The organism is Paenibacillus sp. 05T425 (assembly GCF_056396205.1).
Map to the genome: position 1 here is coordinate 390,377 of NZ_JBFTLA010000005.1, position 13,120 is coordinate 403,496.

Here is a 13,120-nt window from a genome sequence, read left to right on the forward strand (position 1 = left end):
CGGGCTGTCCGCTTGAGCATGATCGTGACAAATCCTAGACAACGCTAAACGCTATTTTTATAGTTACAGACTATCGCTATTACTGGTAAAATCTATAATGTAAGCGATTTCCTCCGAAAGGGGCATTATCGATTGTACATGCTTCGTTTTTTTCGCCAAATGCCGCATCCGTTCAAAACAGGCACCCTGCGGCGAACGCTGGTCATTTATTTGCTTATTGCCTGCTTATTCCCGCCTATTCTCTTCTCGGTGTATACGTATTCGTCCTTGCATTCGATTCTCTCCAACAAAATACGCACCGGCATTTATGCCAGCCTCAAGCAAGAAGCGACTGGTCTCGAAAATCTGCTCAGCAATCTCGACTTTGTATCCAAGCAATTCGCGCTCGACGGGCAAACCGCGGAGAAGGTAAGCGAATATTTGAACACGGAGAGTTTAACCGAGAAAGCGGAGATGATGAAGGACATTGAGGCGAGTCTTAACATCGTTAACTTTACGAATCCGAATCTTGGATTAACGGTCTATTACAGCCCTGGCCAGCAAAATCCGATTCTGTTCACGAATCTCGCCGTTAGCGGCAGTTTTGGCGTTAATGACCTTCCCGCCTTCGTCCGCTACAATGGCGCCGTGTACTTCGGTCCTCATCGTACGCAATACAAAAACAGTACAAATATCGTATTCTCCTCGATGCGCGAGCTGAAGACCGATCGTGTCGATTCGGCCTACATCTATTTGGAATCCAATTATAATTTGTTTCGCAAAATTATGAACAGCGAATGGTACGGCATGAAGGTGTCGCATTATTTAATTAATGAGCAGGGAGAGGCGATCTTCGCCGACACCGGCACTCCGCCGTTCGATCCTAGGCTGCTCCGCTGGGAGATGGCCGTGTCCGAGAGCAAGCTGTTCAAGGACCATTACTTGTTCGGATACGAAAGCGGACAAGGCTGGAAGCTTGTTACGGCTGTCGATCAAAGTATTTTCAATCATGAGATCAATGCGTGGTTTATGCGCATGGGCTTGCTGTTCGTTGGTTCTTCCGGGTTAGCGGTGTTTATTGCGATGCTCATATGGCGCAAAGTATATGGCTCGCTTCGCAAGGTGAACAAAGAAATCGTCAAAATGACCGGGGATCGGGAAGCGCCCGTCAGCTTTACGCAGATTGAGGAATTCGACCAACTGCTCGGCAACTTCCAAGTCATGAAGACGACCGTGAACGAGCTGATCCACGAGGTCGGCCGCAATGAACGAATGAAGAGCCAGCTGGAGACGGAGAAGCTGCTCAGCCAGATCAATCCGCACTTCCTGCACAATACCCTGAATACGGTGCAATGGTTAGCGAGATCCAATGGCCAGGAGGATATCGACCGCATCGTCACGCTCCTTGTTCAGGTGCTCCACTACAATATGGGCAAGCCTGGACTCATTGTAACGGTACGGGATGAGATCGAAGCGCTGCAAAAATACATCGAGCTGCAAAGCATCCGATACGAAGGGGAGCTAGACTTCCAGATCGACGTTGATCCTCGGACGAATCATATCCCAATTCCAAGGTTTCTGCTGCAGCCGCTTGTCGAGAATGCGATCTATCATGGCAAAAATGAACAGTTTGGCATCATCCGCATTACCATTCAGCAGACGGAGCAAGGGAAAATGCGCGTGGAGGTTGCCGACAACGGTCCTGGCATGGACGAGGCTACGCTGACGAGGCTCATTAACACGGGGGAGGGAACACCTGTTCTAGGGGGTATGGGCATAGGCCTTAACTACGTACGGCGCTTGCTCGACCGTTACTACGGCAACGGCGATTTGCTCCACATCACAAGCGAACCTGGTCAAGGAACCGTACTCTCCGTTGAAATACCGGCTGCTATCGAAGACGGAAGGATGAGATTTCATTGATGATTGAGAAGCGAATAACGCGAGCTGCGAACCGTTTGGTTCTAGCCGGCTGCATAGCCTTGCTACTACTAATGGGAGCTTGCAAAAATAACGAGTCCTCGCCTACGAATAGCGACTCAGAAGAGTCAGCCTTCAATCCGCCCGTTACGTTGCGGGTCGCCTATTCCTATTCAGACATCGAGCTGCCTGAGGGCGATTATGGCGATAATAATTTTTTGACACGGTATGTTGAAGAACAGACAGGTGTAATCATCAAATACGATTGGGAAGCAAGCGGTGAAGACAGCTATGAGAGCACGCTTGATCTAGCAATCCGCAGCAACGATCTTCCTGATGCTTTTATCGTGAATCGCGAGCAGTTCCGACTGCTGCAAGAGCAGCAATTGATCGAGGATCTTACTGATATCTACCCGAAGTATGCCTCGCCGCTCGTGCAAGAAATTTATGAGGCGACTGACGGTCAAGCAATAAGGGAAGCATCAGCAGACGGAAGGCTGTACGCCTTTCCTAACGTGGCGATTGAAGCGGATGCCCCTTCATACTTGTGGATAAGACAGGATTGGATCGACGATCTGAAGCTGCAGCCCCCGAGCACGCTCGAGGATATCGAGAAAATCGTCCATGCTTTCGTAAATGATGATCCCGATGGCAACGGAAGAGCCGACACGACGGGCATTCCCGTAGAGAGAACGCTCGTCTATGGCGAGAAGACGGGGGTACACGGGCTTAATAGCGTGTTTGCGGCTTATCATTCATTTCCGCAAAGCTGGATATACGATAAGCAGGGCAACGTCGTATACGGTTCGATTCAACCAGAGGCGAAGAACGCGCTTGCTAAGCTTGCGCACTGGTATAAGGAGGGCATTGTCGACTCCCAATTTTTGCTGCGCAAAGACATTCAGGAGCTAATCTCGAACAATCAAGCCGGCGTCGTATTCGCGCCTTGGTGGGCGCCTTATTGGCCGCTTAACGGTTCGGTATCGACCGATACGAAGGCGGAATGGCGAGTATATGCTGCGCCGACTGATAAGGATGGGATGTTCGTCACGAAGACAGCGCCGCTTACCGACCGCTATCTCGTTGTTCGCAAAGGCTACCCCTATCCGGAAGCCGCGTTAAAGGTGCTGAACATCTTAACGAAGCTGGAACGCAATCAAGACCCGGATTGGAAGGAGGCCGAACAGCTCCGATCGATCGCCGAACAGCTGGGACCGCAGCTTCGCAACTATTATCCGTTTGATCTGCTGCTCGATTATCCGGATGCCGTCGTGAAGCGGCATGATCAATTAATTCTTGCGTTGAATGGGGAAATGGAGCGGGACAGTCTCGATACGGAGACAAAGTCGCTATATGATGATTTGCTGCAGGAGATTGAGCTCCCGCGCAAAAATCTTGAAGCTTGGAGCAGCTCCCAAGCGTACTTGCAGGGCGGTGCCGTCAGCAAAAAGCCGATGATCAAGGTGGAAAGTTTATTTTACGATACTACGCCAACGATGGAGAAGAGCTGGGCCGAGCTGCAGAAGCTTGAGAATGAAACGTATTTGAAAATAGTAACGGGGGAGCTGTCCATCGATGCTTTCGAGCCATTTGTATTTGCTTGGAATAACCAAGGCGGTAATCAAATTACGCATGAGGTGAACGAAGAAGTGAGTAAAGCGCATGCCTCGGAACTGCCATGATTTGCTTCTAATAGGGTATAATGAGTTGCATAGACAAGACAAGATAGGATGGAGGATATGAATGAGCAACGATCCAATGAAAGTTCCATTCGGCTACGAGCCGCCGCCGGAGACGAGGAAAGGGACGCTTATTTTCTACGATTCCTTCGAGCAGATTAGTGATCAGGAACTCGAGATTGCAGCAGCTGTTGCCAGGGACAAAGCTTTCGCGAAGTTCGTTCTGTATCCGCTGCATGAAGAGAGCGTTAGGCGGATGACGAAGTCGCCGGTAAGCGCCTATTACAAGCGTGAAGACAGGCTTCATGAATGGAAGCGGGAATATGGCAGAAGCGACGTTATCGTCGATCGATTAGACGGCAAGCGGAAGAAATACACGCCAATCGATTCCGTCCTTCGGCATATTGCCGAGACGTATGCGGCGCCATACTTTCTGTACTTGACGCCGGAGACTGCCAATCAGTTCGCCTCGTATTCCTCCTTCGAGGAGTGGATCGTGAAGCTTCGACTCCTTATTTCGTCTGAGCCTGAGAGGCTTCATGCAAGATTAGCGGAGTATCGCCATCGTTGGGAGACCGTGTAGCTTTAGTTGATGATAGTCGCCAGTCCTTTAGTCGTTCTCAAGCAATTCAACGAACCGTTTCGCAGGCATCGGCATGGAACGGTCCGCTCTAACGGCTATCCCGATCTCGCGCGGCGGCGGGTTAACGTTAAGCTTTAACAGGTGCAGCTTACCTTCAGCCAGTTCATCCCGTACGAATGATTCCGTAATGAACGCTGCGCCATAGCCGCGCAAGGCAAATTCAATGAGCATATCGATACTGCTTAATTCTATATCCGCTTCCGCTTGTATACCTTGAGAAGCCAGCCAGTGGTCAACGAACCGCCTTGTGCTGCTTCCTTGCGTTAAGAGCAGAAGCGGTATTTTTGTAAGGACGGACGGATCGTTAACCTCTGTCGTCCACTTAAGGAAGGCGTCGCCGACGACGAAACAATCTTGGATGGAGACGAGCGGTCGAACGATTAGCTCGGGATCGGCGAACGGAAGATGGACAAGTCCGACGTCGATCTGGCCTTCCTTCAGTCTCGTGCGGATATCGGAAGATTTGCCCTGCGATAATCTGACGCGTACATCCGGGTATTGAGCATGGAAGCGGTCCAGCGGCGCAAGTAGCACATGCTTCATAATCGGACCGCTTGCTCCTATGCGAAGCTCGCCAGCTGTCAGCTTACGCAAAGCGTGCATACGCTCTTCACCCGCTCCTAGCAAATGGAATGATTTTTCCACATAATCGAGCAGAGCGGCACCTTCAGCCGTCAATTGAACACCTTTGGATAACCGATCGAACAGCTTAATCTGCAAACCTTCCTCTAGCTGCTTGATCGCATAGCTGACGGACGGCTGCGTAATATGCAGCTCGGCTGCAGCCTTGGTAAGGTTGCCCGTACGGGCTGTATGAAGAAAGATGCGATACCATTCCATATTCATTTGCATTATGATATAGATCCTCTCTATGGCAAGATTACGTAATTAGAATTTCATTTATTTCATATACTAAATTATAATGGAGCTATAAATCAAGCAGCATCGACAGGAGGCAACATATTATGCCAGGCAGTTCATATGGAGAAGCATTCAAAGTAACGACATTCGGTGAATCGCACGGCGAGTCGGTCGGCGTCATTATAGACGGGGTAACACCAGGCGTAGAAATCGATGAGCCCTATATTCAAGTCCAGATGGACCGTCGCAAGCCCGGACAATCATCGGTAACGACTCCGCGCAAGGAGTATGACATCATTAATATTATGTCTGGGGTATTCGAAGGCAAGACGACAGGTACACCGTTATTCATCATGCTGCACAACAAGGATATGCGACCGGAAGCTTATAGCGATATCCAGCATGCTTTCCGTCCTGGACACGCGGATTTCACTTATTTGAGCAAATACGGAATCAGGGATCATCGCGGAAGCGGGAGAGCGTCTGGACGGGAAACCGCCGGACGTGTAGCCGCAGGCGCGGTTGCCCGCAAGCTGCTCGAACGCAGAGGCGTGAGCATCGTTGCTTACTCGAAGGAAATTGGCGGTATCAAGTGCGAATCGTTCGTCGAGGATTCAATCGAGAAAAACCCTGTGCGTGCTTGTGATCCAGCAGCCGCGGAGAAAATGGTCAAGCGAATCGAGGAGCTGGCAGCAGTAGGAGATAGCTGCGGAGGCATCGTTGAGTGCCGCATTCGCGGCGTGAAACCTGGCGTTGGCGAGCCTGTTTTCGATAAGCTCGATGCGGAGCTGGCGAAGGCGATGCTGTCGATCGGCGCTATCAAAGGCATCGAATTCGGCGCTGGCTTCAGCGCAGCCGATATGCTGGGCAGCGAGCATAATGATCAAATGAACGCCGAAGGGTATCTGACCAACAACGCAGGCGGCATCGTCGGCGGCATCAGCAACGGGGAAGAGATTGTCTTCCGCGTCGTCGTGAAGCCAACCTCTTCGATCTCGAAGCCGCAGCAGACGATGAACGTCCGCGGCGAAGAACAGATTATTGTAACAGAAGGCCGCCACGATCCATGCATTTGCCCGCGTGTCGTACCCGTCATTGAAGCGATGGCATGCATCGTACTTGAGGATCTTATGAAACGCCAAGCAGCGCTGCATGATTAATTTATGTAGTTAAATAATAAGAGCAGAGAGCCATTCCAACCGTTAAGAGGTTGGGGTGGCTTGTTTGGTTTTTGAAAAAATCCCTATTCCGAATCTTTCATCTCGTTTCAATACGGACACAGATGACACTAACGGGCATTATAATGCACTAATATAACTTTTACGGACCCTAGGGACACTAACTAATTCATACCTACCGTTTGAATACGCTTGAACGCCAACAGTGATCAAATAAGGGCTCTCATGTCCGTTACGACTCACTTTTGCCGTAAAGATCACTATTAAAGGGCCGTACGGTCCGTAATTTGAGTATGCATTCGAGGCCACTCTATTTGAGCTGAATGGATATACGCCATTGTCGAATTAAGTGCGCCTATCCATATTACGTATTCCCATTTGCATTTACTGGAAGTATTATAGAGTATAACTTCAGAGGGAGGATATATGTTGATGAAAAATGATGATTTCGGCAATCGGATGAAAGGGTATGAGTATACGTTTCGCTACAGCTTACCTAGACGGTTACCTGTGTTGATAAGGCTTGACGGCTGTCATTTTCATACGTTTACAAGAGGTCTAKACAAGCCTTTCGACGAGAAACTGACGCAAGCGTTCTGGGAGACAAGTAAATATTTGGCCGGACAAATGATGGGCTGCAAGCTGATTTATCACCAAAGCGATGAAATATCAATTTTGCTGACGAATAACGATAAGCTGACGACACAAGCTTGGTTCGATAACAATATTCAGAAGATCGTGTCCGTATCGGCAGCAATGGCAACGGCAAAATTCAATGATATTATGCGCAGCGTATATCCGAACAAAGAACTGGCATTCTTCGACAGCCGCGCGTGGGTGCTTCCGGAGGACGAAGTAACGAACTACTTTCTGTGGCGGCAGCAGGATGCGACCAAAAATAGTATCTCGATGGTAGCTCAGGCGCATTTCCCACAAACTGAGCTTCAAGGACTCGATGGTAAGCAGTTGCAGGACAAGCTTTTCACCGAGAAGGGCATTAACTGGAATGAGCTTCCGGTTTGGAAAAAGCGCGGTGTTTGCATCACAAAGCAACCGATACAGGTAGGCGAAGTTGTTCGCAACCGGTGGGAGGTAGACCACGAGACGCCTGTGTTCTCGCAAGACCGATCCTATATAAATCAATACGTTTATTCCAATCAACAACTGGATAAGGGTGAATAAGGATGGAAATGCTCTTATTCGTAGGCTTGCAAGCTGCGGGGAAATCCACATTTTTTAAGGAAAAATGGTACGATACTCATATGAGGCTCAATATGGATATGCTTCGAACTCGCMATCGCGAAGCGATTCTGCTTGACGCCTTATTGCATGCGAAGCAACCTTTCGTCGTAGATAATACGAATCCAACGGTCGAAGAACGCCAAGGATATATCGAGAAAGCGCGAGCGCATCAATTTAGTATTGTATGTTATTATTTCGTCCCGGATTATGCGGAGTCGATAAGACGGAATGAAGGACGAATAGGCAAAGCCAGAATTCCCGATATCGGGATCAAAAGCGTCATGAAAAAACTCCAGCCCCCGACGTGGGACGAAGGATTTGACGATATCTATGAAGTCACTTCAATTGATGGCTTATTTACGATTGAAGTGAAAGGAGGGAAGCCTCAGCTTCCCGATTCACTCTGATATTATAACGGCTATAACGATGTTATAACCTTATCGATGATTCCGTATTCAAGCGCTTCTTCAGCGGACATGAACGTATCGCGGTCCATATCCTTTTCGATTCGTTCTATCGGCTGGCCGGTCCGTTCGGCTGCGATCGCGTTGAGCCTAGAACGAATACCAACAATCCGCTTCGCGCTAATGGCAATATCGCTTGCTTGACCTTGAGCGCCGCCATGCGGCTGATGGATCATAATCTCGCTGTTAGGAAGCGCGAATCGCTTGCCCTTAGCGCCGGCTAGCAACAGAATTGCAGCGAATGATGCAGCCAGACCGGCACAGATCGTATGCACGGGCGGCTTCAAATATTGCATCGTGTCGAAGATAGCAAAGCCGGCCGTCGTCGATCCTCCTGGGCTGTTGATGTATAACGATATCTCTTTGTCAGGATCTTCGGCAGCCAAATACAGCATCTGCGCGATTATGCTATTCGCTACCCCATCATCAATAGCTGATCCCAATATAATAATCCGATCCTTCAGCAGCCTCGAATAAATATCGTACGACCTCTCGCCGCGCCCCGTTTGCTCCACAACATAAGGTACATAAGAACTCATTTTTCATAACCTCCATATGGCTGTATTTTCGATTTCGATACGTAAACGAATGGCATGCGGCCGAAGATACGGTTAACAAAAATTTTTATTTGGCGTATCCTTATGATGAGTTCAATCGTTTACCATATAGAAGACACTATGAATGTAGGCGAGTTACCTTTATATTTAGCATTTAGCGCCAAGGAGGCTGGCACATCATGTCCATCAAGCACGTATGTTCTACGATAAGTGAAACGATTCACACAAATGAAATTCCAACGGAACAGCTGCACGCGACCGTACGCCGATATTGCTTGTCGATTACGAAATCCGGACATGATGCGGAGGATTTGGCTCAAGATACATGGCTCAAGGCTCTGCCCATTCTCGGGACACAAGGGCACAGCAACCCGGAAGCGCTTCTTCTGCGAATAGCAAAGACGACGTGGATCGATCAGACTAGACGGAAGGATGTCACCCTAAAGTTGCTGAAAAATCAATCCATKAGCGCTAATGGGGCCATAGTTGACAATAGCGACAGTCTCTTCGAGCTCGAGCAGCTGTTCCAAGCCTTGCTGAAGCATATGCCGCCCCTGCAAAGAACGGTGTTCATACTGCGTGATGTGTTTGATTACTCGACAAGCGAGACCGCACAATGGCTTCGTACGACCGAAGGTGCGGTCAAAGCAGCCTTGCATCGTGCGCGCCACACGCTGACGCAAGTGAAGCGCGAGCTGCTAGAAGATAAAATGGGCGAGTCTGGGAACAGCGAAACCGCCACGGATAAGAATTTCATTCAAGCGCTGGCTAATGCCTATCAGATGAGCGATATTGTGATGCTGATCGAGCTCATGCAACAGGAGCAGCTTGTACCGGCAGTGGTGTCGAGTATCATCGGCAATCGTTTGCCGTATGCTAGAGGACGAAGCCAGATTGCTCATGGAGTGTATAGCTATGGCAGTGGAGCAGGCCTACTTATGGCCGCTTAGTACGCAATTTACAGCGAATACCGATTGACAACATCTTACTTGTCGTGTAAGATTTGAACTGTTGCTGTTCGGCAAACAATCGCATATCAATCGTATAACCTCACAGCTAATGAGCTGGAACAGGGTGAGGGTCTCTACTGGAAGCCTATACTTCCTAACTACGAATTTCGGTTAATCACACGATTAAACCGTATTCGGAGTTAGGATTTTTTGTTTGCGTACAAAAGGAAAAAGCAGCAGCTAGAAGGGAGCATCAACTACGCATGAAGTATTTATTATCTGTATTTTTAGGAGCCGCCAGCTACGGCATTTTATCCACCATCGTCGTCTATGCATACGGCCAAGGCTATGAGCTTGGCGAAGTAGTAGGCAGTCAATTGCTAATGGGGTTTATTCTTGCTTGCGGATTAGCGTTGTTTACGAAATGGAGGGAGCGTCTTCAGTGCAAAGGCAGAAATGTTACTGAAAAGAAGACGCTCGTATCACGTCTTACTTGGAAACAGCGTCTGCTGCTTATGGCAGCAGGCATGCCGACTGCCGTGACGGGGCTGCTGTATTACCAATCGCTGAAGCATATACCGGCTTCGCTTGCCATTATTCTGCTTTTCCAGTTCACGTGGATCAGCATCGTTGCTCAAGCCGTTCGCCAGCGCAGACGGCCAAGCCGTCCTATGATGTTGGGTCTAGGCGTATTGCTTATCGGTACGTTGCTGGCTGCGGGCATACTTGAACAGGGCATGTCCCAATTCAATATCATTGGCGTCATCTTGGGATTGCTGTCCGCAATCAGCTATTCGCTATTCATATGGTTTAGCGGCAAAGCCGTTCCTAGCGCGCACCCCGCGTATCGCAGCGCATGGATGCTGGCTGGCGCACTGACGCTTGTATTCGTCATTTTCCCGCCAGCTTTTCTGTTCGATGGAACGTTGTGGGGAGGCTTGCTCGTCATCGGACTCTTGCTAGGCTTGTTCGGCGCATTCATTCCCCCTGTGCTGTTCGCGGTGGGTGTTCCGAGAATCGGAGAAGGGATGGCCGGCATTCTAGGCGCATCCGAGCTGCCTGTTGCGGTTATGATGTCTGCCTTCGTACTGAACGAGTACGTTAGTGTGCTCCAATGGACGGGCGTTGCGACCGTCCTAATCGGAATAGCTTTACCTGAACTGTTAAAGTGGAAGCGCGGCAAAGGGAGTAAGCAGGCCTATCACATCGCTTAACGGCATTAATTATAGGGAGTTCATTTGCAATCTCGAGATGAACTCGCTATAATGGGTTTACTTTACAGCCTGAGGGAGTCGAACGACATGTCCAATTTACTTCTGTTCGCACAACTTCATCATCACAAGCAGCGTTAGCACACCTGATCGAACATCAGGGCGGGCTAACGCATTTCGCGTTGGCCTCCCTGCGGCATAGCAACGCGCAGGACCAAGAGGTCCTGCGCGTTTTTTTATGTTCTCAATTAAACGAAAGGGATGAATGCTATGCAAAATGTAAAAGGTACGTACGATTATTACGGAACGGAGCAAATTACAAGACAACGTGTAGAGCGAACGCTTGAGAAATGGTTTGCGCGCTACGACTTTGATCCAATGGTGACACCGATGCTGAATGAGCAGTCGCTGCTGGCATCCAAATATGCAGGCGGCGATGAGATATTAAAGGAAATGTATCAGTTAAGCGACCAAGGAGGCAGATCGCTTGCGCTTCGGTATGATCTTACGATTCCATTCGCCAAGGTTGCAGCCCTGAATCCAGGGCTAATGCTTCCCTTCAAACGATATGAAATCGGAAAAGTGTTCCGCGATGGACCAGTAAAGCGCGGACGACTGCGGGAATTTTTGCAATGTGACGCCGACGTGATCGGCACGAAGGGGGCGGAAGCAGAGGTCCAGCTCATGCAGCTTGCGGCGGATGTATTTGCCGATCTGAATATCGATATCGAGCTGCGATGGAATAACAGACGGTTTTTAAGTGAGCTATTAGCTACAGCCGGTGTACGTGAAGCGGAGGCTTCCTCCATCATGCTTACGCTTGATAAAACAGCCAAAATCGGCGCTGCAGGCGTTCAAGAGGAGCTTGCGGAGAAAGGGCTTGCACCTTCTGTTAGACAAACGATAGGGAGCTGGTTAGAACGCAGCGATCTTACCTTCGAGGAGTTAGTCCGCATGAATGGTCTGGAGAAGTCGGAGGGAGCAAATGAGGTGATCGCCGTGCAATCCTTGATAACTGCAACGAGATTAGACGAGTTATGCCGGTTCGACCCGTTCTTATCACGGGGCTTATCCTTCTATACCGGAACCGTTTATGAAATATTCGATCGCACTGGTCAATATACGTCAAGTCTAGGAGGGGGAGGACGGTACGACGCGATTATCGGCAAGCTCATTGGAAGAGATGACATCGATTATCCTGCAGTTGGCATATCGTTCGGCATGGAGCCCATTATGGCTATATTGACAGAGAGGATCTCCACTCCAGCCAGTCCTCCATTCTTACTATTGCCTATTGGGTATACGCTGTCCTATGCATTAGAAACGGCTACTGTGCTTCGTCAAGCCGGGCTTCGAGTTCGCGTAGATGGAAGCGGACGCAAGCTTCGCAAAGCATTGGCTTCGGCATCGGCTAGCGGCATTCGTTACGTCCTGTTGCTTGGAGAAAACGAGAAGTCAACCGGAACAGCAACGTTGAAGGATCTCGATACGTCGACCGAAACACAGTTAACATTGGCAGAAGTGATTGCAACGGTTGGTAAAGATTATTTATAAAAAATGCTTTCTCTTTCGCCATCCTATAAAATGGAAGTATACTATGGTTGTCGGGCCGACGAATCACTAGGAAAGGAGTTGATCTATTTTGTATCACAACCTTGAGGTGATTTCCGTCTAGCAATAGACGGAAATCATCCATAAACGGGAGGCCGAAAGGCCTCCCCCTATTTTTTGTAATAACGATGAAATACCTGAAAAAAATAATCTACAAATTTGAGAAATTTTTCTTGTAAGGTGAAAGTGCTTTCATTATAATCAATAAGTGCACGACACAAATTATGGAGACGAAAGGAGTCGAACAACATGCTGGGTGGTATGATGGTGGTTGCATATTAACTGAATATCTCCTAGTGCCGGTATCGTTCCGGTATCGATCTATGCTGCAAGGAAGCAGCGTTAGTCGAGCAAGCGGCAGAAGACTGCCGCGCAATTGGCATGTAGTATCCCGTTGCTGTGGAGGAATACCATCCACGGTTTTTTTTGTTCTAAAAAAAGAATTCCAAATACGCGAAAGGAGGCAGTAAAGCAATGAAAAATGCTACAGCAGTAAAAATGAACAGTAACGCAAATACGACAAAATTGAACATGTTCGAGGAGGACGTTTATCGTGAACTACAAAAATGGGAGAGATGTGCTTCCCCCTAGCTTATTGAAAGAGCTTCAGAAATACATTCAAGGTGATCTGATCTACATCCCTAAACCATCGAATCAACGCATTGGCTGGGGCGAAGCAAGCGGTACGAGGAAGCTGCTCGCAGAGCGCAATGCCGAGATTTATTCCTTTTATACAAACGGCTGGACGGTTTCCGACCTAGAGCGCAAATATCACCTATCCGGCGAGAGCATTCGCAAAATAATCGTAAAGGCTCGTTAATGAGC

General features: G+C 48.9%; 12 protein-coding genes. 10 read left to right on the top strand and 2 right to left on the bottom strand.

The features are described 5' to 3' along the window. The first annotated feature begins 138 nt into the window (after positions 1-138). The 3 genes from AC1DF0_RS13730 (at position 139) to AC1DF0_RS13740 (ending at position 4,161) form a co-directional block, all read left to right on the top strand. The gene (locus AC1DF0_RS13730; RefSeq protein WP_442053116.1) at positions 139-1,902 is read left to right on the top strand and encodes a sensor histidine kinase; all 1,764 of its coding nucleotides are present in this window, start codon (positions 139-141) and stop codon (positions 1,900-1,902) included. Next, on the top strand, positions 1,902-3,581 hold the full coding sequence (locus tag AC1DF0_RS13735) for a type 2 periplasmic-binding domain-containing protein (RefSeq protein ID WP_477574363.1): 1,680 nt from the start codon (positions 1,902-1,904) through the stop codon (positions 3,579-3,581). Before AC1DF0_RS13730 ends, AC1DF0_RS13735 begins: the two co-directional genes overlap by 1 nt. Positions 3,582-3,642: 61 nt before the next feature. Beyond that, complete coding sequence (locus tag AC1DF0_RS13740; protein ID WP_477574364.1) at positions 3,643-4,161, top strand: hypothetical protein; 519 nt, start codon at positions 3,643-3,645, stop codon at positions 4,159-4,161. A 27-nt stretch (positions 4,162-4,188) separates the two neighbouring features. On the opposite strand, the gene AC1DF0_RS13745 is transcribed toward AC1DF0_RS13740, so the two are convergent. Continuing rightward, positions 4,189-5,073 carry a LysR family transcriptional regulator gene (locus tag AC1DF0_RS13745; protein ID WP_442053108.1) on the bottom strand — a complete coding sequence of 295 codons (885 nt, stop codon included), beginning with the start codon at positions 5,071-5,073 and terminating at the stop codon, positions 4,189-4,191. A 113-nt stretch (positions 5,074-5,186) separates the two neighbouring features. Here AC1DF0_RS13745 and aroC point away from each other — a divergent pair, with 113 nt between their 5' ends. From aroC to AC1DF0_RS13760, 3 genes are all read left to right on the top strand, one after another. After that, the gene (gene aroC, locus AC1DF0_RS13750; protein ID WP_442053107.1) at positions 5,187-6,242 is read left to right on the top strand and encodes a chorismate synthase; all 1,056 of its coding nucleotides are present in this window, start codon (positions 5,187-5,189) and stop codon (positions 6,240-6,242) included. A gap of 450 nt (positions 6,243-6,692) precedes the next feature. Beyond that, the gene (locus AC1DF0_RS13755; RefSeq protein ID WP_477574365.1) at positions 6,693-7,442 is read left to right on the top strand and encodes a tRNA(His) guanylyltransferase Thg1 family protein; all 750 of its coding nucleotides are present in this window, start codon (positions 6,693-6,695) and stop codon (positions 7,440-7,442) included. 98 nt (positions 7,443-7,540) lie between these two features. Then, complete coding sequence (locus AC1DF0_RS13760; protein ID WP_477574366.1) at positions 7,541-7,909, top strand: AAA family ATPase; 369 nt, start codon at positions 7,541-7,543, stop codon at positions 7,907-7,909. 11 nt (positions 7,910-7,920) lie between these two features. Here AC1DF0_RS13760 and clpP read toward each other — a convergent pair whose 3' ends face one another. Further along, the gene (clpP, locus tag AC1DF0_RS13765) at positions 7,921-8,505 is read right to left on the bottom strand and encodes an ATP-dependent Clp endopeptidase proteolytic subunit ClpP (RefSeq protein ID WP_442053339.1); all 585 of its coding nucleotides are present in this window, start codon (positions 8,503-8,505) and stop codon (positions 7,921-7,923) included. Positions 8,506-8,702: 197 nt separating this feature from the next. Here clpP and AC1DF0_RS13770 point away from each other — a divergent pair, with 197 nt between their 5' ends. From AC1DF0_RS13770 to AC1DF0_RS13785, 4 genes are all read left to right on the top strand, one after another. Then, positions 8,703-9,473, top strand: a complete 771-nt coding sequence (locus AC1DF0_RS13770; protein ID WP_477574367.1) for an RNA polymerase sigma factor — start codon at positions 8,703-8,705, stop codon at positions 9,471-9,473. Between the two features lie 263 nt (positions 9,474-9,736). Continuing rightward, entirely contained in the window at positions 9,737-10,687 is a 951-nt protein-coding gene (locus AC1DF0_RS13775; protein ID WP_477574368.1) for an EamA family transporter, read from the top strand. 267 nt (positions 10,688-10,954) lie between these two features. Next, positions 10,955-12,238 (top strand): histidine--tRNA ligase, encoded by a 1,284-nt coding sequence (gene hisS, locus AC1DF0_RS13780; protein ID WP_477574369.1) that lies wholly within the window; start codon positions 10,955-10,957, stop codon positions 12,236-12,238. 610 nt (positions 12,239-12,848) lie between these two features. Then, entirely contained in the window at positions 12,849-13,115 is a 267-nt protein-coding gene (locus tag AC1DF0_RS13785; protein ID WP_337101319.1) for a CD3324 family protein, read from the top strand. Positions 13,116-13,120 lie beyond the last annotated feature (5 nt).